Here is a 24,426-nt window from a genome sequence, read left to right as displayed (position 1 = left end):
CTAACGCGCGGCTTGGCCGGAAGCGGGTTTTTCCACGCTTTGGGTGCGCCAGATTTTCTTAGTGATTTCAATGCCTTGTGCTGTTGCGGCGAGTCGCACAGATGCGGGGTTGAGAAGTTTTTTATCAGTGACTTTCAGCGGGCAGATACGTGGCAGGCGGTAACGCAAATATCTCAGGTGTCGCGGGACGGTATGCGAGCGCTCTTTTTGACCTCGCCAGGGACGCCGGCAGCATTGATGTGGTGGCTGGCGACCTTGCGGGCGTGGCAACCATGATGAATGACAGCGCGGATCTGCGCGACCTCATCAAAAGCCCGCTGTATGACCGTGACGACCAGACCAAGGCCATGGCCGCGCTGCTTGAGCGCGCCGGTGCCAACGACCTTACAAAAAAGTTTGTCGGCCTTGTGGTTGCCAACCGCCGCCTGTTTGCGCTGGACGGTATCATTGGCGCTTACAAGGCTCTTGTCGCGCAACATCGCGGCGAAGTTTCGGCGGAAGTAACCTCCGCCCACCCCCTCACCGATGCGCAGGTGCAAAAGCTGACCGAAACCCTCAAGGCTGCTACCGGCAGCGAGGTGACGCTCAGCACCAAGGTCGATAACGGTTTGCTGGGCGGCCTTGTGGTCAAGCTCGGCAGCCGGATGGTCGATACGTCCCTGCGCTCAAAGCTCAATCGCATGAAACTTGCTATGAAAGAGGCCGGTTGATGGACATTCAAGCCGCCGAGATTTCCTCGATCCTTAAAACACAGATCCAAAACTTTGGGGCTGATGCCGAAGTAACCGAGATCGGCCAGGTGCTGTCCGTTGGTGACGGTATTGCCCGCGTTTATGGTCTGGACAAGGTTCAGGCCGGTGAAATGGTCGAGTTCCCCAACGGTGTGCGCGGCATGGCGCTCAACCTGGAAGACGACAATGTGGGTGTCGTGATCTTTGGCTCTGACCAGCAGATCAAGGAAGGCGATACCGTCAAGCGCACCGGCGCCATTGTGGACGTGCCCGTGGGCAAGGGTCTGCTGGGCCGTGTGGTCGACCCGCTGGGCAACCCGATTGACGGCAAGGGCCCGATTGAAGCCACCGAGCGCCGCGTCGTTGACGTGAAGGCGCCGGGCATCATTCCGCGCAAGTCCGTGCATGAGCCCATGCAGACGGGCATCAAGGCAATTGACGCGCTCATCCCCATCGGCCGTGGCCAGCGCGAACTCATCATTGGTGACCGCCAGACCGGCAAGACGGCTGTGGCGATTGATGCCATCCTCAACCAGAAGCAGGCCAACCAGGGCACGGACGAAAGCAAGAAGCTTTATTGCGTCTATGTCGCTATCGGCCAGAAGCGCTCAACGGTTGCGCAGATCGTCAAGACGCTGGAAGAAAACGGTGCCATGGAATATTCCGTGGTTGTGGCCGCAACGGCGTCCGAGCCTGCGCCGCTGCAGTTTCTCGCGCCGTTTGGCGGGTGCGCCATCGCTGAATATTTCCGCGACAACGGTATGCATTCGCTGATCGTGTATGATGATCTGTCCAAGCAGGCCGTGGCGTATCGTCAGATGTCGCTGCTGCTTCGCCGTCCGCCCGGACGTGAAGCCTATCCTGGTGACGTGTTCTATCTGCATTCGCGTTTGCTTGAGCGCTCCGCCAAGCTGAACGAAGACAATGGTCTTGGCTCGATGACGGCGCTGCCGGTGATTGAAACCCAGGCCAACGACGTGTCGGCGTATATTCCCACCAACGTGATTTCGATCACCGACGGGCAGATCTTCCTTGAGACGGATCTGTTCTTCCAGGGCATTCGTCCTGCGGTGAATGTGGGTCTGTCGGTGTCGCGTGTGGGTGGCTCTGCCCAGACCAAGGCGATGAAAAAAGTCGCCGGTGCTATCAAAGGCGAGCTTGCGCAGTACCGCGAAATGGCGGCGTTTGCACAGTTTGGCTCTGACCTTGATGCAACGACCCAACGGTTGCTCAACCGCGGTGCGCGTCTGACCGAGCTGCTCAAGCAGCCGCAGTTCTCACCGCTCTCCATGGAGGAGCAGGTGGTGGTGATCTTTGCGGGCACGCAGGGCTTCCTCGACAAGCTGCCGGTGGAAGATGTGGGCCGTTTTGAAGAAGAACTGCTGCGCACGTTCCATGAAAAGCATGAAGACGTGCTGACAAGCATCCGCGATACAGGCGCGCTGTCTGAGGACACCAACGCCAAGCTGCGCGAGGGCGTTGAAGCCTTCGCCAAGGCTTTTGCGTAACCGTTCAGACGCTAGTTAAGGAACCCGGTATCCGCCATGGCGAGCCTCAAAGACCTCCGCAACCGGATCGCGAGCGTTAAAGCAACGCAGAAGATCACCAAGGCTATGCAGATGGTTGCAGCCTCAAAGCTGCGCCGCGCGCAGGATGCGGCCGAAGCTGCCCGTCCGTATGCGGAGCGTATGGACAGTGTGATGGCAAACCTTGGTGGTTCCATGCTGACGTCAGCCGGTGCATCACCGCTGCTGATCGGCACGGGAAGCGACCAGGTGCATCTGCTTGTGGTGGCCACAGCAGACCGTGGTCTGTGTGGCGGTTTCAACTCGTCGATTGCGCGGATTGCCCGGCTCAGGGTTCAGGATTTGTTGTCGCAGGGCAAAACGGTGAAAATCCTGTGCGTCGGCCGCAAGGGCCGCGACATTCTCAAGCGCCAGTTTGCTGATTTGATCGTTGACACGTTCGAGTTCACTGACGTTCGCCGCATTGGCTTTGCGCAGGCCGAGATTGTGTCAAAGCGCGTGCTCGACATGTTCGAGGCGGGCGAGTTCGATGTGGCGACGATCTTTTATTCGGCGTTCCAGAATGTGGTGACGCAGATCCCGACACAGCAGCAGATTGTTCCCGCTTCCATTCCCGAACGCCCCGCAGATGCGGCCGAGCCGGTGCCATATGAATACGAGCCGGAAGAAACGGAGATCATGAACGATCTTCTGCCGCGCAGCCTGACCATTCAGGTGTTCCGCGCACTTTTGGAAAATGCAGCGTCTGAACAGGGTGCCCGCATGAGCGCCATGGACAACGCAACGCGCAACGCAGGCGACATGATCGACAAGCTGACGCTGACCTACAACCGGTCGCGTCAGGCACAGATCACCAAGGAACTGATTGAAATTATCTCGGGCGCGGAAGCGGTCTAGATAAGGGACGACAAAAGAGCGGCGGTAAGCCCCTTCGACCACAAACCAAGTGCCGGCGCCGCCCCAGAGGAAACAGCGGCGCGGCAAACAGCAAGCCGGGGGGCGCTGTCGGTGGCGAAGCGAAACGGAGTTGGGCGCTTTTTGCGTCCGTTGCTTGAGAACATTGCAGGTGTTCTTGGGCTGTTTGTCCGGCAGCGACAGCCGGGGCCGCGTGCCCTGCCAGCGCCGGGGAACATGAGATCTGCGGTTGTTGATGCGGCCGCAAAAATGAGTGAGACATCATCCGCACCGGCATCAGCCGCTGCGATTTCAACAAAGGCTGCACATGACGTGCTGCCAGGTACTGAGACGAGACCGAGGACACAGACCATGAGCTCCAACGCAGTGGGCAAGATTACCCAGGTCATCGGCGCCGTTGTGGACGTTAGGTTTGAAGAGAACCTGCCGGCGATCCTGAACGCGCTTGAAACCGACAACAACGGCAACCGCCTTGTTCTGGAAGTGGCGCAGCATCTGGGCGAAAACACCGTTCGCACCATCGCCATGGACTCGACTGAGGGCCTGGTGCGCGGCCAGACGGCAACCGACACGGGAGACGCCATTCAGGTGCCTGTGGGTGACGGCACGCTGGGCCGCATCATGAACGTGATCGGGGAGCCGGTGGATGAAGCCGGTCCGATCCAGTTCACGCAAAAGCGCCCGATCCATGCTGAAGCGCCGCCCTTCGTTGAGCAGTCAACGGAATCTGAAATGCTCGTGACGGGCATCAAGGTGGTGGACTTGCTGGCTCCCTACGCCAAGGGCGGCAAGATCGGCCTGTTCGGCGGTGCCGGTGTGGGCAAGACCGTGCTCATTCAGGAACTCATCAACAACATCGCCAAGGCACATGGTGGCTACTCGGTGTTTGCCGGCGTGGGTGAGCGCACCCGCGAGGGCAACGACCTGTACTGGGAAATGATCGAATCGGGCGTGAACAAAGAGGGCGGCGGAGAAGGCTCCAAGTGCTCGCTGATTTACGGCCAGATGAACGAACCCCCCGGTGCGCGTGCCCGTGTGGCGCTTGCGGGCCTCTCGGTGGCGGAAGATTTCCGCGACAAGGGTCAGGACGTGCTGTTCTTCGTGGACAACATCTTCCGGTTTACGCAGGCCGGCTCCGAAGTGTCGGCGCTGCTGGGCCGTATCCCGTCCGCTGTGGGCTATCAGCCGACACTGGCAACGGACATGGGCGCCCTGCAGGAACGCATCACGACCACCACAAAAGGCTCGATCACCTCGGTGCAGGCCATTTACGTGCCTGCCGATGACCTGACCGACCCGGCGCCCGCCACATCGTTTGCTCACCTGGATGCAACGACCGTGCTGAACCGCGCGATCTCTGAAAAGGGCATCTACCCGGCTGTGGACCCGCTGGACTCGACCAGCCGTATTCTTGAGCCACGCGTTGTGGGTCAGGAGCACTATAATACGGCTCGCCGGGTGCAGGAGATTTTGCAGAAGTACAAGTCGCTGCAGGACATCATCGCCATTTTGGGCATGGACGAGCTTTCGGAAGAAGACAAGCTCACCGTGGCGCGCGCGCGCAAGATCGAGCGTTTCCTGTCTCAGCCGTTCTTCGTGGCTGAGCAGTTCACCAACACGCCGGGCGTGCTGGTGGATATTCAGGACACGGTGAAGGGCTTCAAGGCGCTGTGCGATGGCGATTATGACCATCTGCCGGAAGCTGCTTTCTACATGGTGGGCACAATCGAAACCGCCATCGAGAAGGCCGAGCGCCTGGCTGCGGAAGCCGCGTAACGCAAACGGGACTGGTAGAAGCACATGGCTGACAAGCTGCACTTTGAACTCGTAAGCCCGGAGCGGCTGCTGATGTCTGCCGACGCAGACATGGTGACCGTGCCCGGCGCGGAAGGCGTGTTCGGCGTCATGGCGGGCCATGCGCCCTTCATGACCACGGTCGCACCCGGCGTTATCGACGTGCAGGACGGTCGTGAGGAAACCCGCCTGTTTGTGCGTGGTGGTTTTGCTGAAGTGAATGCCGAGGGGCTGACGGTTCTGGCTGAACATGCCGTGCCGCTGGAAGAGCTTGATGCAGCCGCGCTGGATCAGGAAATCCAGAACGCCAGCGAAGATGTGGCCGATGCTGCAAATGACCGCGTTCGTGGTCGTGCGCAGCTCAGGCTCGACCAGCTCAAGCAGCTTCGGGATGCGCTCTAGCGCGGCGGCCGTTTGCTAAGGCGTTGATTCCCCAAAAAGAATGTCGGTAAACCCGTCTGGACATATGTGTGCCCAGGCGGGTTTATTATATGCACGCAAGGACGAGGCGCGGGGACTGAACTGATGAGCCAACACTGGACCCTGGATGACATTGACTGGGCGGCGTTTGACGCTGCCAAGGTGGACGCCGATCTGTTGCGCACGGTGAAAGCCGCGTCGCTGGTGGAGGCCAATGCGCCCGACTATGTGACGTATCTCTCCAACGTCTTTTCAGACGACCCTGAACTGCTTGCAGAAATTGAGCGCTGGGGCGTTGAAGAAGAACAGCATGGTGCAGCGCTTGCCCGCTGGGCTGAACTTGCGGATGCCTCTTTCAGCTTTGATGCAGCGCTTGCGCAGTTTCAGGCCGGCTATTCCATTCCGCAGGACGTAGATGAATCGACACGCGGCAGCCGGGGGGGTGAGTTGCTGGCGCGGTGCGTTGTTGAAACGGGAACATCGTCTTTTTACTCCGCCATTCGCGATGCCAGCGAAGAGCCGGTGTTGAAACAGGTGGCGGCGCATCTCGCGCGGGATGAATTCAATCACTACAAGCTGTTTTACGATCACTTCCTGCGCTACGAGCGCGACGTGCCATCAAAGCTCCGCAGGCTGAAGATTGCACTGGGCCGCGTCAGCGAAGCCGACGACGATGAGCTGTCATACGCCTATTTTTGTGCCAATACGCCTGATGGTGAGTATGATCGCGAAGGCTGCTCCAGGGCCTACCAGGCCCGTGCTCTTGGGCTGTACCAGCGCCGACACACCGACAGGCTGGTGGCCATGATCGCCAATGCCTGCGGCATCAAGATCAGCCCGCGTGTTGCGCGGCCGCTGACGTCGGTTGTGTGGTGGGGCTTTTCAAAACACACCAGCCGCCTCGCCAAAGCCGCCTGACGCGAAGCACAAAGCCTGTATCACACTCTTTTCTGCTTCCACGCGGCTTGACCGCGGGGCCCAGAGTGTCCTGTTCGACGTGTCGTGCGGCCCTGGGTACCGCGATCAAGTCGCGGTAAGGCAGTTGGGTGTTGTGTGTCTGGCGTAGCGGGCAGGTGCTGTTCTGTGGCGAAGCTGGAAACCAAGGGCGAAGTTCTAAACCCCGCTCTTCGTGCTTCCCCGCGGCTTGACCGCGGGGCCCAGAGTGTCCTGTTCGGCTTGCCGTGCGGCCTGGGTACCGCGATCAAGTGGCGGTACGGCAATTGGGTGTTGTGTGGTGTCAGGCGGGTTTTGTCAGGTGGGCGAAGGCGGCAACCACCTGTTCATAGACCGGGCGTTTGAAGGCGACGATAAGGTCAGGCAGGGCTGATGCCTTTTCCCAGCGCCAGTCGTCGAACTCATCGTCGGCGGCTTTGGCGAGATCAATGTCCGTGTCTTTGCCGGTAAAGCGGGCTGCAAACCATTTTTGCTTCTGGCCCCGGTATTTGCCCTTGAGGGCTTTGCCAACAAGCTCCTCTGGAAGATCATAGGTCAGCCAGTCGGGCGTCTCACCGACAATTTCAATATCCGTGATGCCGGTTTCTTCTTCCAGTTCACGCAAGGCGGCGGGCAGCGGGTCTTCGCCCTCGTCTATGCCGCCCTGGGGCATCTGCCATGAGCCGGGTTCATCCACCTGCACCGCACGGATGCGGGTACGCCGCCCGATCCATACCTTGCCGAAGCGGTTGATGACCATAATGCCCACACAGGGCCGGTAGGGGAGTTTGGCCATCACCACGTCACTAGCCTTGTGGCCGCACAAGTGCTGCGGAGACCGGCACCAGATCAATGCCTTTTTCGTTGAGGCCCGCGGCCCATTCAGCCACGCGCTCAACGGTGATGGGCAGAGCCGTGCCGATGCCGACGGCAATGCCAGCATCGCGGGCTGTGGCTTCGAGGCTCGCAAGTGCGCGGTCGATCTGGCGCGGTGACTTGGCCGCATCCACTACCTGGCCTGCGGCCACCCACTCAAAAGTATCGTCGGGCGCAGCAGTGGCCGTGGCATTTCGGGCGCCGTCGCCGGTATCGATGAAGCCAAGTCCGCGTGCCTGCAAGGTGCCGAGAATGGGGCGCAACGCATCTTCGTCCGACAGGTAACGCCCGCCCTGACGATTGACGGTGGCAAAGTATCCCGTGGCGCGCGCCAGCAGCCATTCAAGGCGTTTTTGGTTGGCCTCTTCAGGCAGGCTGGTGAGCAATGTGTAGGGGCCGGGGTCGTTGTCGGGGTAGTCGAACGGCTCCATAGGCAGTTCGAGGGCTACTTCATGGCCATCGGCCCGCGCAGCGTTGATTTGCTCCTGCAGGTCCGTTGAATAGGGTGTGAAGGCCAGCGAGACGTCAGCGGGCAATTGCTCAAGGGCGCGACCGGCAAATGTGCGGTTGAGGCCAAAGCCCGTAATCATGATGGCGATGCGCGGGCGTGCTGCTTCGGCTGTGTCTGCTGGCACGGGCGCAAAGGGGCGGGCATAGCTTGCAACCGGCCGTGCGCCGTCTGCCGAGATGACGGGCAACAGCCCTGCGGCGGTTTCTTCATACAGGCCGGCAATTGGTGCTGCGGCAAGCGGTGCGCCGGGTGCAATCATGGGCAGGCTGCCGATTTTCTGCACGTCGCGATCGAAATCTGTGCCCGTGCCCGTGCCCTTGCCCGTGCCTGCTTCGGTGTCGGCGGCGGTGTCGGCTGTTGCTGCCTCATCGTTGGTGGGTTGGCCGGACATGGCGTCCAGTACCTGTGGCGCTGGTGCAGAGGCATCGCCCATGAGGGTTTCACTGGTGTTGTTTTCGGCTTCGGGCAGTGCCACCACAATCTGCGTCGGGGGGGCGTTGTTGCCGGCAAAGGACAACCAGACCAACAGCCCACCAATCAGCAGTGCGACCGCAAAAACAGCGATGGCCAGTGGGTTGAGGCCCGCTGATCTGGTTTGTGCGCTCTCGTCAGATGAAAGTGTGTTCATAAATAAAAGCCAGGCGGCAGGCCGGATGAGCAGATGGCAGATCAGGAGTGATCAAACACCATTCAGCATGTTGGCATAAGGGCTTGAACACGATGCGGCAAGCCTTTCGCGCCGTCTTCCCGTTTTGCCGGTTTGGACCAGATCCGGCGCTGGCTGCCGCCTCGCGTGGTGGCGCTATTGCATTGGCCCCCTGAAAGGTCGGGGGTGACATCTGCGGTATGGAACCAAAAAGCCCCGGCATCGCGCGGGGTGCCGGGGCTTTTGGGCAGTGATGCAGGTGGAACAAGGTCCGCTTAGTTGGGGATCGGTTGCATGGCGTCGTCGTCGGTTGCACCACCGGCATCTGCGGTTGGTGTCGGATTCTGCCGGTCGAATGTGCGCTTGCCCAGCACAAGGTCGCGCGCATAGATGAGTTGCAGATCCTTTGCGGGGTCATCGGGAACATAGGCGGATGAGCCGCCTTTTTCGTCCTCGTCCTCTCCCGCGAGGTGGCCTGCGAGGCCTGCTTCGCCGGTGGTGCGGATGTCGTCTTCTTCGGGCACATCCTGCAGCACGCGAATGTCGGGCTTAATGCCCTTGGCCTGAATAGAGCGGCCCGCAGGTGTGTAGTACCGCGCCGTGGTAAGGCGGATGGCACCGTCTGAACCAAGCGGGATGATGGTCTGGACCGAACCTTTGCCAAATGAGCGCGTGCCCAGAACAATGGCGCGTTCGTGGTCCTGCAGCGCACCGGCGACAATTTCCGAGGCAGACGCCGAGCCGCCGTTTACCAGCACCACCACGGGTTTGCCGTTGGCAAGGTCACCGCCGCGCGAATTATAGCGCTGGGTGTCTTCGGGGTAGCGGCCACGTGTGGACACGACCTCGCCCTGCTCCAGGAAAATGTCGGAGACTTCAATCGCCTGATCCAGCAACCCGCCGGGGTTGTTGCGCAGGTCAAGCACGAAGCCGGGCAGATCAGACATTTCGCGCAGCGCATCGCGCACGCCGTCTGATGTTTGCTCGTTAAATGTGGTCACGCGGATGTAGCCGACGCCCTCGTCGCGCTTGAAGCGCACAGACTTGATGCGGATGATGTCGCGCACAATCGTTACGTCAAACGCTTCCGTCCGTCCCGCGCGCACGATGGTGACAGTGATGGGCGCATTGACGGCCCCACGCATTTTTTCAACGGCTTCAGACAATGTGAGGCCCAGTATCGGTTCACCATCAAGGTGGGTGATAATGTCGTTGGCACGCACACCCGCCTTGTCGGCAGGGGTGTCATCAATGGGGGCGACGACCTTGACGAAGCCCTCTTCCATGGTGACTTCAATGCCAAGCCCGCCGAACTCACCGCGGGTCTGCACCTGCATGTCGCGGAAGGTCTTGGGGTTCAGGTAGCTTGAATGCGGGTCCAGCGAGGTGAGCATTCCGTTGATCGCGTTGTCGATCAGGTCGGCGTCCACCGGCTCTTCCACATAGTCCGCGCGCACCCGCTCGAACACATCTCCGAAAAGATTGAGCTGACGGTAAGTTTCAGAACTTGCCGCTTCCGCACCGCCACGGGTGGTGCCCGCATCCATTGCAAATACGCCCACAAGAGCCAGGCTCACAAGGCCTGCGGCCCCTGCAATCACCGTCCGGTGCATCATTCACTACCCTTTACACATCGTTGTAGCCTTCAAGGCGGATGTCCACCCGGTGGCAAGGCCGGGAAAACCGGCTGAAACCCATGTGTTTCACAGCTTTATGGCCTAAGCCGGGCGGCTGCGAAACTGTATCCAAGGTGCCGGATCAACGGGGGCACCGTCTTTTCTCATTTCAATATAGAGCACCGGTTGCCCGTTAGCATCCCCATTGCCTGCATCCCCACTTCCTGGACCGCGTGTGCCTTCACCACCTGTGCCTTCACCGCCTGTGCCTGTGTTGAAAAGCCTGCCGATTGGCTCCCCCGCCAGCAGGCGCTGGCCGGGTTGTGCATAAATCTCGGCCAACCCGGCGATGACAATGAGGAAAGTATCGCCAGGGGTGATTATCAACACGTTTCCATAACTGCGAAATGGCCCGGCAAACACGATTTCAGCATCCGCAGGGCTGACAACCCGCGCACCCGGGGCAGCACTCAGCGAAATGCCCTGGGCCATGCTGCCCGACCCGTCATCCTCGCCAAAACGCTGGATAATCCGGCCGATTGCCGGGCTTCGAAGGGAGCCTTTGAGCGTGGAAAAAGCAGGCGGTGCATCGTCGGCGGACAGGCCTGGGCGCAAAGCTGCAAATGTAGGCACGTCTTCTTCAAGGCCGCCCAGCAGCTCCCGCAGCGAGCGGGCGCGGGTTGCAAGGTTGGTGAAGCGGTCTGCGGCGCGGGCGGCATCCTGGGTGCTGATGAGGTGTTCTTCGCGGCGGGCCACCAGCAGTTCGTCGATGCGGCGCTGCTCGATTTCAAGGGACGCTGCATCGCGCGCCAGGCTTTCGCTTTCACGTGCGATTGTGCGCGACAGGGCATCGAGGGTGATTATCTGGTCAGACAATGCGTCGGCTACCGCCTTGAGTTCAGGCACCAGCGTGCCCAGCAACATCGCACCACGGGCGGCGGCCAGTGCATCCTGCGGGTTCACCAACAAAGCAGGTGGCGGCTCAAGGTCGAGGCGTTGCAGGGCGGCCAGGCTTTCCACCAGTTGCTCGCGGCGGCTGGCCAGCAGAGCTTCGCTGACAGCGCGGGCCGCATTCAGACCCCTGAGATGGCCTCGTGTTTCAGCGATGTCTGCCTCAAGCGCCTGCGCGCGCTCGCCAGCCAACACGAGCTCGCGTTGCAGCATAAGGACCGCGCGCTGAGCGGCGTGGGCCTTTGCTTCGGCCTGCGCCTTGCTGGCAGCTGCGCCATCAAGAGCGCGCTCGACCTCCATGAGTTCTTCCGCCTGTGCCGGGTCAATGCTGGTCTCCTGTGCGGTCGCCCCGGTAACCCCGGCAGCACCAAGAGCAAAGGCCAGCAGGGCTGTGCCGGTAAGCGTGAGCCTAGGATGAGGCGACGGCATCATGGCCCTCATCAATCATCAGCAAAGACGCGTTGCCAAAGGTCTCATGCGGCGGCAGTCCCGCGAGGGCCAGCACGGTGGGGGCAATGTTGGCCAGCGTGCCGGGTTTGAGCAAAGTGTGACCATCGCCTGGCGACAACAGGACGGGTAACGCATCCGCCGAGGCATCGCTCAGGCTGGTATCAGTGCCCAGCGCCAGCAGCGTGCCGCCGCGCCGCTCGAGAATGGCGCCGATGCGGCCAAGCGCTTTGTCCTGCTGCTCGATGGTGCGGCGGGCGAGTGTTTCACTGCCACCACGCGCAGCTGCGGGTGCGCCGGTCAGCAGTGCAAATATGACGTCGTGACTGTTCTGTTTGATGGCGTGAACGGCAATTTCGGCTGCATCCAGCGCAGTTGCTGTTTGTTGCGCCCGGCTTGCGGGGGGCGTGCAGCCCTCCAGATGAGCGGCGGCCAGTGCATGATGCATGGCCGGTACGGCAATCAGGCTTGAGTGCCCTGCGGCTGCAATAATATCCGGAAGGCGGGGATGGGTGGGCTGAAAGAGCGCGATCGGCGCACGGGCCTGAGGCGATGTGCCTGCAGGAGTGGTTTGTGCAGCGTACGGCCAGCCGATCATCCGGCGGCACGCTGACAGCGTTGACGGGCGCGCTGACGGCACCGTGAGATTGTCATCAGGCAGCAGCGTGTTCACCAGTGCTGAAAAACCGTCCGGCTGCGGATGAATAATCAGCAGTGCGTCATCGCTGCGCAGGCCGGGATATGCGGGGTCCGCTGCGGGTTTGATGTCGGCATCATTGGTGCCTTTGCGGTTTTCTGAGTCAATATAGGCACCCAGACCCTGCGCCACCTGGGGAGCCGCATCCAGCATCGCGTCGCGGGCAAGCAACAGTGATTTAGTGTCGGCTGTTTCATCCAGAACATGGGCCCGGCCTGTTATGGTGGCAAACCGTACCTGATCCACGCCGGCCACATCGTCCATGAACTCGCTCATGGCGCTCAGGCCTGCGTCATGGGGCGTGTCACGTCCGTCCAGCACCACATGGACCCACACGCGAATGCCTTCGTGGCTCAGGTGCGCCGCAATTTTGGCGGCCTGTTCGGTCATGCCTTCAATGCCTGATGACGTGAGGCAGCATAGCATGTGGCAGTCGCCGCCCACTTTGCTCAGGTCACGGACGAATGCGCGGAACCCTTCATGGGCACCCAGCCCGCCGGATGTGCGCAGAACGGCGTCCAGCGCCGTATGTGGCGCAAGCGGCGCCTTGCCCTGCGCAATGGCTGATACGGCGCCGGCCAGGCTCCTGCAGGCTGTACCGGGGTCAACCGATGTAACGGTGCTGCGTTGGACCAGGCGATTGAAGGCAGGCGTTCTGGTTTTGAAGGCGAGCTTGTGGGGTTCGGCTGCACGGGTGCCCCAGCCCTCAAGCAGGGCAACAACTATCGGGCGCGCGGGCGCTTCAGTTGCAGGTCTTGGGCGGCCAAAGAGTTTCATTTTTGGTGTGTGCAGCCAATTGGGGGCGCGCTGTGTCCTTGCGACTCAGCAGCCAGCGTATCAGTCACGATGATAGGGGTGCCGGGCCAAAATGGATATTGCCCTGTAAATCTGTTCCAGCAACATGATTCTGGCCAGCATATGCGGCCATGTCATGGCGCCCAGCGACAGGGTCTCGCGGGCTTTGCTTATCACTTCCGGCCCATGTCCGTCGGCACCGCCGATAACAAAGGCAATATCGCGGGTGCTGCCGTCTTTTTGTTGATCCAGCCAATGGGCCAGGTCGCGGCTGGTGCGCTGGCGACCGGTTTCGTCCAGCGCCACAATCAGGGCTGTATCGGGCAGGGCTGCAAGCAATGCTTTTGCGTCGGCCTGCGTGTCGCCCTTGGTTTCAATCTCGGTCAATGAGACATCGGTAATGCCCAAGGACCGGCCCAGCGCCTGGGCGCGGGACATGTAGCCCTCGGCGAGCGCGCGTTCGTGTTTATCGCGCATGCGACCGATGGCGCAGACGGTAATGCGCATGAGTGTTTTATTGTACCGGCTTGCCTAGTTGGCGAGCTGGTCCTCCGGCATGTCAGACGACCACAGGCGTTCCAGATTGTAGAAATCCCGTACTTCGGGACGGAACACATGCACCAGCACGTCGCCCGCATCAATCAGCACCCAGTCGCAATGGGTCATGCCTTCCACGCGCGGCGTCTTGCAGCCGGCCTTCTTGACGGCCTCCACCAGATAGTCCGCCACAGAGCCGACATGGCGCTGCGAGCGACCGCTGGCGATGACCATGCAGTCTGCGATGGATGATTTGCCCTTGAGATCAATGGTGACAACGTCCTCGGCCTTGGTGTCGTCCAGACACGCAAGGGCTGCACTGCGCAGCCTGTCCGATTGGGACATTTCGGGTTCGGTCGCGTGTGCCGGTGTGGCCTCTGCGCCGGTATAGTCAATGCTCAGGTGTTAGCTCCTTCTATCAGGCGGGCTATCAGCCGGGCTACCAGGCGAGCCACCAGACAGGCTGCCAGGCGGCGCTTCTTGGCCCAATCTCCTGCCCGTCATCGGTTCTTGCGAATCAGGGCGGCTGCTGCGGGTGACACCACCATGGCCTCACCACATCAGAACAATATGACGATCAGGGGTGGAACCGCAAACCGATAAAAATCAGGGGGTTAACCGGCAACTTCCAGCAAGTGAAGGCTGAACAGGCTGTTGTCGTCGGTCCAAAGGCCGCGTGCGGTAAATCCGGCCTGCTGCGCCATCTCTATAAACGCGTCCGCGTCGTATTTGTACGAACTTTCCGTGTGGATGCGTTCGCCGTCGGCAAACGCGAAGGCGTGGCCTTCAAGGCGGATGGTCTGGGGGCCGCGCGCTGCCAGGTGCATTTCCACCCGGCCCTTTTCCCCGTTGTAGAAAGCCACATGGTCAAAACCTTCGGCATTCAACTCGGCGCCAAGCTCGGTTTGCATCCGCGTCAGCAGGTTGAGATTGAACTGCGCGGTGACGCCGCCATCGTCGTCATAGGCTGAATCCAGAATGTGCTTTGGTTTTTTCAGGTCCACACCAATGAGAAACTGGCCGCCTTTGCCCAACAACCGCGTGCTGCGCTCCAGCAGGGCGCGGGCCTCTGCCGGCGTAAAGTTGCCAATGGTGGAGCCGGGCAGGAAACCCAGCTTGCGGTCGCCCAACGGTTGGATTTCCGGCGGCAGGTCAAAACCCTTTGTGAAATCTGCGCAGATCGCGCCAACCGAAATATCCGGCATGTCGGCAGCCAGGGCGGCCATCTGGCCATGCAAGTAGTCGCGGCTGATGTCCACGGCCACATAGCCTGCAGGCCTGTCGAGCGCCTCAAGCAGGCGGCGGATCTTGAGGCTTGAGCCCGCGCCATATTCAATCACCAGACTGCTTGGCCCGACAGCGCGGGCAATGTCTGCGCCGTATGTTTCAAGCAGGCCCAGTTCAGTGCGGGTCGGATAATATTCCGGGGTCTGACAGATTTGGTCGAACAGTTCCGAGCCGCGTTCGTCATAAAAATATTTTGGCGCTATGGCGCGCGGGCTGGCGGAAAGGCCTGTCAGCACGTCGTCCCTGAAGGTGGAAAGCGCGGGTTTTTGGTCAACGAAGAACGCAAGTGCTCCGTCGTGTCGGGTGGCTTTTTTGGCGGTCAGTAATGAGCTTGTGGTCACGGGAAGAATGTCCTGAAAGATCCGGGTTTGAAAACGGCGTTTTACACATCGCGCGCAAGGCGCAGTCCGGCGAACTGCCAGCGCGCGTGCGCGGGAAAGAAATTGCGGTAGGTGGCGCGCATGTGGTTTTGCGCCGTGGCCACGCTGCCGCCGCGCAGCACCATCTGGTTGACCATGAACTTGCCGTTGTATTCGCCAATTGCACCCGCTGCGGGCGTAAATCCGGGATACGGCAGGTAGGCGCTTTGGGTCCACTCCCACACGGTGCCGAACAGTTGTTGCAGGCCTTGTGCGGTGGGGTCTGCCGCGCGCGGATGCAGCGGCTGTTTGCCGGGGTGAGTGCCTGCGTAGTGGCCTGTTGTTTCTGTGTTTGATGCTGCGTGCTCCAGCTCAAACTCGGTTGGCAGGCGTGCATCTCCATGTGTCTCGCTGTGCCATTCAGCGTAGGCTGCGGCTTCAAAGAACGAGATATGGCAGACCGGCTCGTGCGGGTTTACCGGCACGCGGCCATGCAATGTATAGACGGTCCAGCTTTTTGTGGTGACATCGCGCAGCCAGTAGAGCGGGGCCTGCCAGCCACCGGACTGCACGTGGTCCCACCCTTCGGCGTGCCACCAGCGCGGGTCTGCGTAGCCGCCATCCTCGATGAATGCCAGATACTCGGCGTTTGTCACGGGTCGGGATGCAAGTGCAAAGTCACGCAGCAGCACCTGATGGCGCGGACCTTCGCAGTCATATGCAAAGCCTGATGCCGGGTCTGCAAAGTCGTGGCCGCAGCGCGTGAGTCCGCCGGGAAAATCAACCCAATTGAGCGCAGTGGCTGTTGTCGGCGCGTCATCAGGAGCCGGATAAACAGCAGGCCATATCGGGTTGAACGACAGCGCATGTTTGAGGTCTGTGACCATCAGCTCCTGATGCTGCTGTTCGTGATGCAGGCCAAGTTCAATCAGCGGCGCCACTGTTGCCCACGTCGCGTCATCAGTGGACTGCGCCAATGATGTCACCGCGCCATCCACGTGCGCCCGATACGCGGTGACTTCCTGCACATCGGGTCGCGACACCAGTCCGCGATTGGGACGCGGATATTGTGGTCCGACCGCCTGATAGTAGGAGTTGAACAGATAGTCGTAGATCGGATCTATCGGCCTGTAAGACGTGTCGTGGGGCTTCAACACAAATGTTTCAAAGAACCATGCTGTGTGCGCCCGGTGCCAGCGGATGGGGCTGGCATCCTCCATCGATTGCAGCATTTCATCTTCGGCCGTCAGGGGGGCGGCAAGGCTTTGGGTGGCCGCGCGCACAGTATCAAAGCGTGCCATCAACTCCTGACGTGACAACCGGTGAGGAGCGTGTGCATCGGCGGATGCGGATGGTCGGCTGGCGGGCGAGGGCATATCGACGGCTTTCGGTGGCTGGCAGCAACAGGCAGGAAGCTCACTCCGCCAAGTTAGCAGGCGTAAGTCAACCACATGACAGGTAAGTGACTGCACACTCGGTTTCCAGAGCACCGGCGTGGTTCGCAGGCGGACCAAGCCGGATCACCTGTTGAGTTAGTCCGTGTGCCACTGCGCGCCAAGCTCCTGTCGCAGGCGGGTGGAGGACAATGTGTTTGGCTGGTCCTCGATAAACACCCATGCGGGTGGCTTTGCGCCGGGCAGGTGCGCTGCCGCCTCAACGCAATACTGGCTGTGAGCGTAGCGGGTTGCGGCATGTGACAGGCGGGCTTTGAGGCTGTAGCCGGGCCGCGCAATCACGGCCACCGGCACGCTGTGCATGAGGCGGGTCCATTGGTGCCAGCGCGGAAAGCTCAGCAGATTATCCGCGCCCATCAACCACACAAAATGTGTCGCGGGCGCGCGCCTCGTGAGTGCCCGCACCGTGTCGGCAGTGTAGCGCGTGCCAAGCTGTGTCTCCATATCGGTCACGCGAATGGCTGGATGCTGTGCCATGTCGCGGGCGCTTTGCATCCGCTGCTCAAACGGGGCCATGCCTCTTTCGGACTTGAGCGGGTTTTGTGGCGACACCAGCCACCATACCTGATGCAGGTTGAGGTGGCGTAATGCCACGAGGCTGATGTGCCGATGCGCGTCATGCGCCGGGTTGAACGACCCGCCGAGCAGGCCGATACGCAGGCCTTTCAAAAGGCCGGACCCCAGCGTGACTGCCATCTAGGGCCGCGTCTGGCCGCTGCCGCGCACCACGTATTTGAAGGTTGTGAGTTGCTCAAGGCCCACGGGCCCGCGCGCGTGCAGCTTGCCGGTGGCAATGCCGATTTCAGCGCCCATGCCGAACTCGCCGCCATCGGCAAACTGGGTTGAGGCATTGTGCAGCAGGATCGCGCTGTCGCATTGGGTCAGGAAAGTATCTGCAGTTTGCTGATTGTCAGTGACAATGCTTTCGGTGTGCTGTGAGCCATATTTGGCAATATGGTCCAGTGCGCCCTTGACGCCGGGCACAACGGCGACTGTGATGATGGCATCGAGATATTCCGTACGCCAATCATCGTCTGTGGCGGCTGCCATGTCTGGCATTAGGGCGCGGGCTTTGTCGTCGCCCCGCAGTTCGCATCCCGCATCTTTGAGCGCGGTGGCGACGGCGGGCAGGTGAGTGGCCGCCACCGCCTCGTCCACCAGCAGCGTTTCAGCAGCACCGCAAATGCCGGTGCGGCGCATCTTGGCGTTGACGGCGATTTTCTTCGCCATCTCCATGTCAGCATCTTTGTCGATATAGACATGGCACAGGCCATCAAGGTGGCCAAGCACAGGCACACGCGCTTCGTTGGTCACGCGTTCGGTGAGGCTGCGGCCACCGCGCGGCACCAGCAGGTCTAGTGTGCCATCAAGGCCCTTGAGCATTTCGCCAACAGCGGCGCGGTCGGTCGTGGGCACAAGCTGGATAGCCGTTGAAGGCAACTGGGCTGCATCAAGGCCGTGTTCCAGAATGGTGTGGATGGCGCGCGAGGAATGAAAGCTCTCGGACCCGCCCCGCAAAATGACCGCGTTGCCGGATTTGAGGCACAGGGCACCCGCGTCTGCCGTCACGTTGGGACGACTTTCGTAAATGATGCCGATAACGCCCAGGGGTACGCGGCGGCGCTCAATATGCAGGCCAGACGGCATGTCCCATTCGGTGATGGTGGTGCCCACCGGATCGTCCAGCGCGACAATGGCCTCCAGGCCTTTTGCCATGGCCTCAATGCGCGCGTCATCCAGCATCAGGCGGTCAATCAGTGCACCGGTGAGGCCGCGTGCTTTTGCAGCCTCCATGTCCTTTGCATTGGCGTCCAGAATGAGGTCCACGTCGGCGCGGATGGTCATGGCGGCGGCAAGAAGTGCTGCGTCTTTTTGTTTGCGCGGCGCTGTGCGCAGAGCTTTGGCGGCTTCGCGGGCGTTGCGGCCAAGCTGCGCCATGGTGGCGACAACATCAGGGCCTGCGGTGTGGAGGGTTTTAACAACGCTCATTTTGGCAACTCGCTTTTGGTGTCTTTTGCCGTGCGGTTAAGGGCCAGATGATCGCGGTGGATCATTTCATCGCGGCCACGGTAGCCGAGCAGGGCTTCTATTTCACCGCTTTTGTGCCCGGCAATGCGTGCGGCATCCGTTGATCCATACGCTGCAAGGCCGCGACCCAGTTCAACGCCACTCATGTTTTTCACAATCACAGCGTCGCCCCGGTCAAACCGGCCAGTGACTTTTATAACGCCTGCGGGCAGCAAGCTGCGGCCACGGCCAAGCGCGCGTTCAGCGCCGTCGTCCACCACAATCGTGCCCACAGCCTTGAGGCTGCCGCTGATCCAGCGTTTGCGTGCGTCGGCGGGGGTGGCGTGGGCGGTAAACCAGGTGGCGTTGGCGCCGTCTTCAATGGCCTGAAGCGGATGATCGACAGCGCCCCTGGCAATCACCATGTGGACGCCGGCCTGGGTGGCAATGCGGCCTGCCTCCAGCTTGGTAATCATGCCGCCGGTGGACATGTCGGTGCCTGCGGTGCCTGCCATGGCTTCAATGTCGGCGGTGATGTCGCTGACTTCGCGCACCAGAGTGGCGGATTTGTTTTTGGCCGGGTCGTCCGTATAAAGACCATCAATGTCGGACAACAACACCAGACAGTCTGCATCCACCATGCTGGCCACGCGCGCCGACAGACGGTCGTTGTCCCCGTAGCGGATTTCAGTGGTTGCTACCGTGTCGTTTTCGTTGACCACGGGCACAAGGTTGAAGTCCAGCAGTTTGGTGAGGGTGGAGCGGGCGTTGAGGTAGCTGCGGCGGCCTTCGGTGTCGCCAAGCGTAAGCAACACCTGCGCAATTTTTATGTCGTGGCCATCAAGGGCTTCCTGATAGGCGCGGGCAAGACCTATCTGGCCGTAGGCGGCCGCCGCCTGGCTTTCTTCGAGCGCCAGCGAGGCGCGGGGGCCAAGGCCCAGCGCCTTGCTGCCAACCGCTATGGCGCCGGACGATACAACAATCACCTGCTGGCCGCGCGTGCGCATACGGGCAATGTCTGCGGCAAGTGTTTTGAGCCACACCGTGCGGATTTTGCCTGTTGCTGCGTCCACCAGCAGGGCGGAGCCGATTTTAACGACGACGCGCTTAGCATTTGTCAGCCGCTCGGTCATGGCCGCCAGCTTTCGTCAGGTACAGGGCGTTGTTCCCTGATAGCGGTCGCTTCGGCCTCTTTGGCCTCGGCTTCGTCAATCTGCATTTGCCGGACGCGGGCGACATAGACGTTGATGGCGCGAAGGGCATCCGTCACGCCTTCGCCGCTGGCGCTGGACAGCAATATGGGTTTGCTGCTGCTGACGGCTTCCAGCTCGGCGGCTTTTTCGGCGCGGGCCTCGTCGGTGAGCGCATCCACCTTGCTGAGCGCCACCAGTTCAGGCTTTTCGGCAAGGCCGTTTCCGTATGCTGACAATTCGGTGCGAATGGTGGTGTAGGCGTTGGCCACATCGTCCTGGGTTGCGTCCACCAGATGCAGCAACACGTTGGTGCGCTCGACGTGTCCCAAAAAGCGGTCGCCCAGCCCCAGGCCCTCGTGTGCGCCTTCGATGAGGCCGGGAATGTCTGCCAGCACAAACGCTGCCTCATCCACCTTCACCACGCCCAGATTGGGGGTGAGGGTGGTGAAGGGATAATCGGCGATCTTGGGTTTGGCGGCGGTGACGGCGGCCAGAAACGTGGATTTTCCGGCGTTGGGAAGGCCCACAAGGCCAGCGTCCGCAATGAGTTTGAGGCGCAGCCAGATCCAGCGTTCTTCAGCCTCCTGGCCTTCATTGGCGCGGCGCGGGGCGCGGTTGGTGGCGCTCTTGAAGCGCGCATTGCCCCAGCCGCCATTGCCGCCCCTGGCCAGCAACACGCGCTGGCCTGCTTCGGTGAGATCGGCAATCAGGGTTTCGTTGTCTTCTTCAAAAATCTGCGTACCGACGGGGAGTTTCAGCACCACGTCGTCGCCGCCCTTGCCGAACCGATCGCGGCCTGCGCCGCTCTCACCGCGCCTGGCCTTGAAGTGCTGCTGGTAGCGATAATCAATGAGGGTGTTCAGCGAATGCACGCATTCCGCCCATACGTCGCCGCCCTTGCCGCCGTCGCCGCCGTCTGGTCCGCCGAACTCGATGTATTTTTCCCGGCGGAATGACACCGTGCCGTTGCCGCCCGCGCCGGACGCAATAAAGACTTTTGCCTGATCGAGAAACTTCATGATGCTGTGCTCAAATGAGAATGCTGTGTGAGCGCTTCCCAGCGGGGTTTGTCCATGCGGAAATTGGTGCGCAGTCTTGCAGGAAGTTTGCCGGATGCGTCAAACGCGGTTGTGTTTATGAAATGGAACCCGGTCTTTTCAAGCACGCGTGTTGAAGCTTTGTTTGTCATGGCACATGCCGCGCGCAGGCCACCGGCCTTCAGTGTTTCGAACGCCCAGTCGCGCAGGCCCGTAGCGCATTCGGTCGCCAACCCGTTGCCCCAGTGGGAAGGGGCCAGCCAGTAGCTGAGTTCAAACTGTCGGCCCGACACCCCAAGCGCCACCATGCGGCCGAGATTTGCTGCCCCTAACAGAGTGTTTTGGGCTTTGTCTGTGATGACCAAAGAATAATCCGTGCCCGCCGTAATCCCGTCAGGTGCGTCTGCCGCCCATGCGCTCACCAGTTCGGCAGGGCAGGGCGTGGGGATATGGTCCATCACGTCGCCGATGCGGGGATCGCTGGCGGCAGTTGCAAAAGCCTGTGCGTCCGCGACCGCAAGCGGGCGCATGACCAGACGCTCGGTCTTGATCACGATGTCGCTCAGGGCTGGGAGAACGTGTGTCATTGGGTCTGTTATGCCACCTGAAGGGTTGCGGACGCCACCAGGCCTGCAAGCCAGGCATCTCGGGTCATGGCGAGATCGACGGATGCCATGTCCTCTCCGCGGGCAAGGCAGGGGCGCATTGAGGTGCCAGTATAGCGAAACCCGCATTTTTGCAGTACGCGGCCGGACGCTGCGTTTTCCTCGAAGTGCCCGGATGTGAGTGTGCCGACGCCAAGGTCCGCAAAGCCAATATGAGTTGCAGCTTTGGCGGCTTCCGTGGCGTAGCCGTGGCCCCAATAAGGTTCGCCCAGCCAGTAGCCAAGCTCAACGCGGCCATCGTCCATCCGTTCAACACCGACCACGCCGATGAGAGTGCCGGCAAGCGTTATGGCATAGGGTGAGCCGTGCCCGCGTGTGCGCATGTCGGCGTGGGTGGCCAGCCAGTCTTCGGCGCCATTCTCAGGGTAGGGGTAAGGCAACCGCGCCAGCATACGGGCCACGTTCCAGTTGCTGGCTAGTTCTGTCAGGCGCTGAGCGTCATCCGGTATGAGCCACCGCAGGGTCAATCGGTCGGTTGTCATCTGCGCTCTCATGGGAGCGTCCTTCCATAGGTTCCCCGGTTGCGGGGGTGCCCGCGTAAGGGCTTCAAGGGAGCAAAACAAAAGGGAGATGGCGATCCATCTCCCTTGTGTCGGCTATTGCCTATGAATGGACTGCCACCAAACGGTGGCAATGGGTCCACCGTGTTCTTATTCAGCCGCGGCTGATGCCGGGGTCGTCGGGACCACTGATACGAAGGTGCGGTCGCCTGCACGGGTGCGGAACGACACGTTGCCCTCGATCTTGGCGAAGATCGTGTGATCCTTGCCCATGCCGACATTTTCGCCCGGATGCCACTTGGTGCCGCGCTGGCGCAAAATGATGTTGCCGGGGATCACGGCTTCGCCACCGAACTTCTTGATGCCAAGGCGCCGGCCGGCTGAATCACGACCGTTGCGGGATGAGCCGCCTGCTTTTTTATGTGCCATTTCGTATTTCTCCGTATCTGTCTGTGCCGGGTCGCTGCGTAATGTTACGCGCTGATGCCGGTGATCCTGATCTGGGTCTTGTGCTGGCGGTGGCCTTTGGTGCGCCGGTATGTGTGTCGCCGCACCTTTTTGAAGATGCGCACCTTGCGGTCGCGGCCGTGGCCCAGAACCTCAGCGGAGACCTTGGCGCCATCCAGAAGCGGGCTGCCCACTTTGGCATCGCCCTCTCCACCAACCATCAGCACTTCGCCGATTTCAATCTTGTCGCCGGGCTCGCCTTCGAGCTTTTCGACAGAAAGCACATCGTTCTGTGCCACTTTGTACTGCTTACCGCCAGTGCGGATGACCGCGAACATAAGGCTCGTCCAACTTCAAAAAATGGCTGAAGGCTGCGGAAAATGCCGCGCTCGACGCCGTGTGGTCAAAAGGAAATGCGCCGGATCAGTCCATTTTGCATGGACAAACCCGGCGATTGGGCGCGGATCATACTTTTTGAGCCGGTCAAGTCAAGCGCCACAGCCGTAAAACGGTAATAAATGCCGGGCGTTATTCGCCCGAAACGCCTGAAACAAATGTCCGATGGGCGGTGAGCCAAAGGAAGTAGCCAATCAGCGCCACCCACAGCCACATGGCCCAGTGTGGCGGGGCGGGATGTGTGAGCACCATCAACAGGCTCAGGGTTGCCCAGATGGCCGTCAGCACCAGGGTCAGGGTCCGCAGCTTCACCACACGCATGGGGTGGGTGAACTTGAGGCGGGTGAAAGTCAGCGCCACGCACAGGGCAATGACGGCAATGTTGGCCCACGGGTTGGTGTCCAGCACCCACATATAGAGCACCAGCACGTTCCACACGGCCGGAAAGCCCTCAAAATAATTGTCGTCGGTCTTCATGTCGCGGTTGGCAAACGTATAAAGCGACACAGCCAGCACCACGCCTGCGGTCAGCGTGCCCGAGCCCTCAGGCAACAGGTCCAGCGACGCGAGCATGACGGCGGGGATCACCACGTATGTGAGGTAATCCACCACCAGATCCAGCGTTTCACCGGAAATGCGGGGCAGCACCTGCTCAACCCGGTAGCGGCGCGCCAGCGGGCCATCGAGCCCATCCACCACAAACGCCAGCCCCAGCCACAAAAACGCCGTCGCCGGATCGCCATTGGTGACGGCGGTGAGCGCCAGCATGGCAATGATGGCCCCGGACGCTGTGAACGCGTGAATGGCCCAGGCGCGTGATCTGTCTAAAGACCGGGCAGAAGGCTCTGGTTTTGGCGTCGCCATGTTGTTGCTCGAATCGTGCATCATCAAAGGCATCAGCTTAGCAGCATCATGTAATGAGGCTGAAACGGGCCAGACCTATCGGGGAGACGGGTGATGAACAGCGGACCATTCGGTTTTTTGGGCGCCATTGTGCTGGCGGCGGGCGTGGCGTTTGCCGGCTGGCAGGTGGGCACCGGCTTTTTTGAAGGCCGCAAGGCGGAGCGCTATGTCACCGTGAAAGGCCTTGCTGAGCGCGACGTGCGTGCTGATCTGGCCATGTGGCGGCTGCGCTATACGGCCACCGGCAACGACCTGGCGCAGGTGCAGGCGCAGATTGATCAGAACACAAACACAATCACCACATTCCTGACCTCGCGCGGCGTCCAGCCCGACGAGATCAGCCTTGAGCGCCTTGAGGTGACGGATCTGCTGGCGCAGGCCTATCGCTCCGGCGGCATTGGCGAGGCGCGCTATATCATTGCGCAGAACATGCTGCTGCGGACGCCCGACGTGGACCTGGTGGATGCGCTGGGTCGTGAAACCGGCGAGCTGGTCCGCCGGGGTGTGGTGCTGGCCGACCTTGGCGGGCCGACCTATTCCTTCAATGGTCTCAACGACATCAAGCCGGAGCTTATCGCGCAGGCGACCGCTGCCGCGCGCACCGGGGCTGCCGAGTTTGCGGCCAATTCAGGGTCACAGCTTGGCGGCATTCTGCGGGCCAATCAGGGTGTTATCGTTATCCGCCCGCGCGATGATACCGGCGGTGTCAGCGAGGAAAGCCAGCTTGAAAAGACGGTTCGCGTTGTGGCCACGGTGGACTACTCTTTGAGCGACTAACCGTCA

At 61.0% G+C, this 24,426-nt stretch carries 25 protein-coding genes; 7 read left to right on the top strand and 18 right to left on the bottom strand.

Annotation, left to right across the window (positions count from 1 at the left end; all coding sequences use genetic code 11):
- Positions 1-149: 149 nt before the first annotated feature.
- The 6 genes from RIB87_RS05125 to RIB87_RS05100 all read left to right on the top strand — a co-directional run bounded on the left by RIB87_RS05125 (position 150) and on the right by RIB87_RS05100 (position 6,304).
- Positions 150-710 (top strand): F0F1 ATP synthase subunit delta, encoded by a 561-nt coding sequence (locus RIB87_RS05125; RefSeq protein ID WP_350144208.1) that lies wholly within the window; start codon positions 150-152, stop codon positions 708-710.
- Entirely contained in the window at positions 710-2,239 is a 1,530-nt protein-coding gene (atpA, locus tag RIB87_RS05120) for a F0F1 ATP synthase subunit alpha (RefSeq protein WP_350144206.1), read from the top strand. Before RIB87_RS05125 ends, atpA begins: the two co-directional genes overlap by 1 nt.
- Before the next feature lie 36 nt (positions 2,240-2,275).
- Positions 2,276-3,154 (top strand): F0F1 ATP synthase subunit gamma, encoded by an 879-nt coding sequence (locus RIB87_RS05115; protein ID WP_350144204.1) that lies wholly within the window; start codon positions 2,276-2,278, stop codon positions 3,152-3,154.
- 234 nt (positions 3,155-3,388) lie between these two features.
- Positions 3,389-4,948, top strand: a complete 1,560-nt coding sequence (gene atpD, locus RIB87_RS05110) for a F0F1 ATP synthase subunit beta (protein WP_350144202.1) — start codon at positions 3,389-3,391, stop codon at positions 4,946-4,948.
- A gap of 24 nt (positions 4,949-4,972) precedes the next feature.
- Positions 4,973-5,368 (top strand): F0F1 ATP synthase subunit epsilon, encoded by a 396-nt coding sequence (locus tag RIB87_RS05105; protein ID WP_350144200.1) that lies wholly within the window; start codon positions 4,973-4,975, stop codon positions 5,366-5,368.
- Between the two features lie 123 nt (positions 5,369-5,491).
- A complete protein-coding gene (locus RIB87_RS05100) occupies positions 5,492-6,304 on the top strand; it encodes a ferritin-like domain-containing protein (protein ID WP_350144198.1) in 813 nt (270 codons plus the stop codon).
- 319 nt (positions 6,305-6,623) lie between these two features.
- Here RIB87_RS05100 and RIB87_RS05095 read toward each other — a convergent pair whose 3' ends face one another.
- The 18 genes from RIB87_RS05095 to RIB87_RS05010 all read right to left on the bottom strand — a co-directional run bounded on the left by RIB87_RS05095 (position 6,624) and on the right by RIB87_RS05010 (position 23,628).
- Positions 6,624-7,115: an RNA pyrophosphohydrolase gene (locus tag RIB87_RS05095; protein WP_350144196.1), complete on the bottom strand. Its 492-nt coding sequence runs from the start codon at positions 7,113-7,115 to the stop codon at positions 6,624-6,626.
- Between the two features lie 10 nt (positions 7,116-7,125).
- Complete coding sequence (locus tag RIB87_RS05090; protein ID WP_350144194.1) at positions 7,126-8,334, bottom strand: divergent polysaccharide deacetylase family protein; 1,209 nt, start codon at positions 8,332-8,334, stop codon at positions 7,126-7,128.
- A gap of 293 nt (positions 8,335-8,627) precedes the next feature.
- Positions 8,628-9,968, bottom strand: a complete 1,341-nt coding sequence (locus RIB87_RS05085; RefSeq protein ID WP_502943206.1) for a S41 family peptidase — start codon at positions 9,966-9,968, stop codon at positions 8,628-8,630.
- Positions 9,969-10,070: 102 nt separating this feature from the next.
- Positions 10,071-11,351, bottom strand: coding sequence for a murein hydrolase activator EnvC family protein (locus tag RIB87_RS05080; RefSeq protein ID WP_350144192.1), 1,281 nt, complete (start codon positions 11,349-11,351; stop codon positions 10,071-10,073).
- On the bottom strand, positions 11,329-12,840 hold the full coding sequence (locus RIB87_RS05075; protein WP_350144190.1) for a hypothetical protein: 1,512 nt from the start codon (positions 12,838-12,840) through the stop codon (positions 11,329-11,331). The genes RIB87_RS05080 and RIB87_RS05075 overlap by 23 nt, the downstream gene beginning before the upstream one ends.
- A 60-nt stretch (positions 12,841-12,900) precedes the next feature.
- The gene (gene rlmH, locus RIB87_RS05070; protein ID WP_350144188.1) at positions 12,901-13,365 is read right to left on the bottom strand and encodes a 23S rRNA (pseudouridine(1915)-N(3))-methyltransferase RlmH; all 465 of its coding nucleotides are present in this window, start codon (positions 13,363-13,365) and stop codon (positions 12,901-12,903) included.
- 24 nt (positions 13,366-13,389) lie between these two features.
- Positions 13,390-13,740, bottom strand: coding sequence for a ribosome silencing factor (rsfS, locus tag RIB87_RS05065; RefSeq protein WP_350144186.1), 351 nt, complete (start codon positions 13,738-13,740; stop codon positions 13,390-13,392).
- Between the two features lie 269 nt (positions 13,741-14,009).
- Entirely contained in the window at positions 14,010-15,023 is a 1,014-nt protein-coding gene (gene egtD, locus RIB87_RS05060) for an L-histidine N(alpha)-methyltransferase (protein WP_350144184.1), read from the bottom strand.
- A gap of 41 nt (positions 15,024-15,064) precedes the next feature.
- Positions 15,065-16,342, bottom strand: coding sequence for an ergothioneine biosynthesis protein EgtB (gene egtB / locus RIB87_RS05055; RefSeq protein ID WP_350144181.1), 1,278 nt, complete (start codon positions 16,340-16,342; stop codon positions 15,065-15,067).
- A gap of 231 nt (positions 16,343-16,573) precedes the next feature.
- Entirely contained in the window at positions 16,574-17,191 is a 618-nt protein-coding gene (locus RIB87_RS05050; protein WP_350144179.1) for a nicotinate-nucleotide adenylyltransferase, read from the bottom strand.
- A complete protein-coding gene (locus tag RIB87_RS05045; RefSeq protein ID WP_350144177.1) occupies positions 17,192-18,484 on the bottom strand; it encodes a glutamate-5-semialdehyde dehydrogenase in 1,293 nt (430 codons plus the stop codon). It lies immediately after the preceding gene.
- On the bottom strand, positions 18,481-19,635 hold the full coding sequence (proB, locus tag RIB87_RS05040; protein ID WP_350144175.1) for a glutamate 5-kinase: 1,155 nt from the start codon (positions 19,633-19,635) through the stop codon (positions 18,481-18,483). The genes RIB87_RS05045 and proB overlap by 4 nt, the downstream gene beginning before the upstream one ends.
- Positions 19,632-20,714, bottom strand: a complete 1,083-nt coding sequence (gene obgE, locus RIB87_RS05035) for a GTPase ObgE (protein WP_350144172.1) — start codon at positions 20,712-20,714, stop codon at positions 19,632-19,634. The genes proB and obgE overlap by 4 nt, the downstream gene beginning before the upstream one ends.
- Positions 20,711-21,319: a GNAT family N-acetyltransferase gene (locus RIB87_RS05030; RefSeq protein ID WP_350144170.1), complete on the bottom strand. Its 609-nt coding sequence runs from the start codon at positions 21,317-21,319 to the stop codon at positions 20,711-20,713. The genes obgE and RIB87_RS05030 overlap by 4 nt, the downstream gene beginning before the upstream one ends.
- Before the next feature lie 8 nt (positions 21,320-21,327).
- Positions 21,328-21,879, bottom strand: coding sequence for a GNAT family N-acetyltransferase (locus tag RIB87_RS05025; protein WP_350144168.1), 552 nt, complete (start codon positions 21,877-21,879; stop codon positions 21,328-21,330).
- Positions 21,880-22,047: 168 nt separating this feature from the next.
- Positions 22,048-22,326, bottom strand: coding sequence for a 50S ribosomal protein L27 (gene rpmA / locus RIB87_RS05020; RefSeq protein WP_350144166.1), 279 nt, complete (start codon positions 22,324-22,326; stop codon positions 22,048-22,050).
- A gap of 44 nt (positions 22,327-22,370) precedes the next feature.
- The gene (gene rplU, locus RIB87_RS05015) at positions 22,371-22,682 is read right to left on the bottom strand and encodes a 50S ribosomal protein L21 (RefSeq protein ID WP_350144164.1); all 312 of its coding nucleotides are present in this window, start codon (positions 22,680-22,682) and stop codon (positions 22,371-22,373) included.
- Positions 22,683-22,872: 190 nt separating this feature from the next.
- Positions 22,873-23,628, bottom strand: a complete 756-nt coding sequence (locus RIB87_RS05010) for a CDP-alcohol phosphatidyltransferase family protein (RefSeq protein WP_350144162.1) — start codon at positions 23,626-23,628, stop codon at positions 22,873-22,875.
- Positions 23,629-23,697: 69 nt separating this feature from the next.
- Between RIB87_RS05010 and RIB87_RS05005 the strand changes: the two genes are divergently transcribed.
- The gene (locus RIB87_RS05005; RefSeq protein WP_350144160.1) at positions 23,698-24,420 is read left to right on the top strand and encodes an SIMPL domain-containing protein; all 723 of its coding nucleotides are present in this window, start codon (positions 23,698-23,700) and stop codon (positions 24,418-24,420) included.
- The last annotated feature ends 6 nt before the right edge of the window (positions 24,421-24,426 follow it).

Origin of the sequence: Pyruvatibacter sp. (assembly GCF_040219635.1) — a bacterium.
Lineage (GTDB): Bacteria > Pseudomonadota > Alphaproteobacteria > CGMCC-115125 > CGMCC-115125 > Pyruvatibacter.
The sequence above is the reverse complement of the archived record's forward strand: the minus strand, read 5'-3'. Positions and strand labels throughout refer to the sequence as shown.

Excerpts from the sequence above, each read along its gene's own strand:
- atpA (WP_350144206.1), top strand. The coding sequence starts at position 710 with ATGGACATTCAAGCCGCCGAGATTTCCTCGATCCTTAAAACACAGATC.
- RIB87_RS05115 (WP_350144204.1), top strand. The coding sequence starts at position 2,276 with ATGGCGAGCCTCAAAGACCTCCGCAACCGGATCGCGAGCGTTAAAGCA.
- atpD (WP_350144202.1), top strand. The coding sequence starts at position 3,389 with ATGAGATCTGCGGTTGTTGATGCGGCCGCAAAAATGAGTGAGACATCA.
- RIB87_RS05105 (WP_350144200.1), top strand. The coding sequence starts at position 4,973 with ATGGCTGACAAGCTGCACTTTGAACTCGTAAGCCCGGAGCGGCTGCTG.
- RIB87_RS05100 (WP_350144198.1), top strand. The coding sequence starts at position 5,492 with ATGAGCCAACACTGGACCCTGGATGACATTGACTGGGCGGCGTTTGAC.
- RIB87_RS05095 (WP_350144196.1), bottom strand. The coding sequence starts at position 7,115 with ATGGCCAAACTCCCCTACCGGCCCTGTGTGGGCATTATGGTCATCAAC.
- RIB87_RS05090 (WP_350144194.1), bottom strand. The coding sequence starts at position 8,334 with ATGAACACACTTTCATCTGACGAGAGCGCACAAACCAGATCAGCGGGC.
- RIB87_RS05085 (WP_502943206.1), bottom strand. The coding sequence starts at position 9,968 with ATGATGCACCGGACGGTGATTGCAGGGGCCGCAGGCCTTGTGAGCCTG.
- RIB87_RS05080 (WP_350144192.1), bottom strand. The coding sequence starts at position 11,351 with ATGATGCCGTCGCCTCATCCTAGGCTCACGCTTACCGGCACAGCCCTG.
- RIB87_RS05075 (WP_350144190.1), bottom strand. The coding sequence starts at position 12,840 with ATGAAACTCTTTGGCCGCCCAAGACCTGCAACTGAAGCGCCCGCGCGC.
- rlmH (WP_350144188.1), bottom strand. The coding sequence starts at position 13,365 with ATGCGCATTACCGTCTGCGCCATCGGTCGCATGCGCGATAAACACGAA.
- rsfS (WP_350144186.1), bottom strand. The coding sequence starts at position 13,740 with ATGTCCCAATCGGACAGGCTGCGCAGTGCAGCCCTTGCGTGTCTGGAC.
- egtB (WP_350144181.1), bottom strand. The coding sequence starts at position 16,342 with ATGGCACGCTTTGATACTGTGCGCGCGGCCACCCAAAGCCTTGCCGCC.
- RIB87_RS05050 (WP_350144179.1), bottom strand. The coding sequence starts at position 17,191 with ATGGCAGTCACGCTGGGGTCCGGCCTTTTGAAAGGCCTGCGTATCGGC.
- RIB87_RS05045 (WP_350144177.1), bottom strand. The coding sequence starts at position 18,484 with ATGAGCGTTGTTAAAACCCTCCACACCGCAGGCCCTGATGTTGTCGCC.
- proB (WP_350144175.1), bottom strand. The coding sequence starts at position 19,635 with ATGACCGAGCGGCTGACAAATGCTAAGCGCGTCGTCGTTAAAATCGGC.
- obgE (WP_350144172.1), bottom strand. The coding sequence starts at position 20,714 with ATGAAGTTTCTCGATCAGGCAAAAGTCTTTATTGCGTCCGGCGCGGGC.
- RIB87_RS05030 (WP_350144170.1), bottom strand. The coding sequence starts at position 21,319 with ATGACACACGTTCTCCCAGCCCTGAGCGACATCGTGATCAAGACCGAG.
- RIB87_RS05025 (WP_350144168.1), bottom strand. The coding sequence starts at position 21,879 with ATGACAACCGACCGATTGACCCTGCGGTGGCTCATACCGGATGACGCT.
- rpmA (WP_350144166.1), bottom strand. The coding sequence starts at position 22,326 with ATGGCACATAAAAAAGCAGGCGGCTCATCCCGCAACGGTCGTGATTCA.
- rplU (WP_350144164.1), bottom strand. The coding sequence starts at position 22,682 with ATGTTCGCGGTCATCCGCACTGGCGGTAAGCAGTACAAAGTGGCACAG.
- RIB87_RS05010 (WP_350144162.1), bottom strand. The coding sequence starts at position 23,628 with ATGATGCACGATTCGAGCAACAACATGGCGACGCCAAAACCAGAGCCT.
- RIB87_RS05005 (WP_350144160.1), top strand. The coding sequence starts at position 23,698 with ATGAACAGCGGACCATTCGGTTTTTTGGGCGCCATTGTGCTGGCGGCG.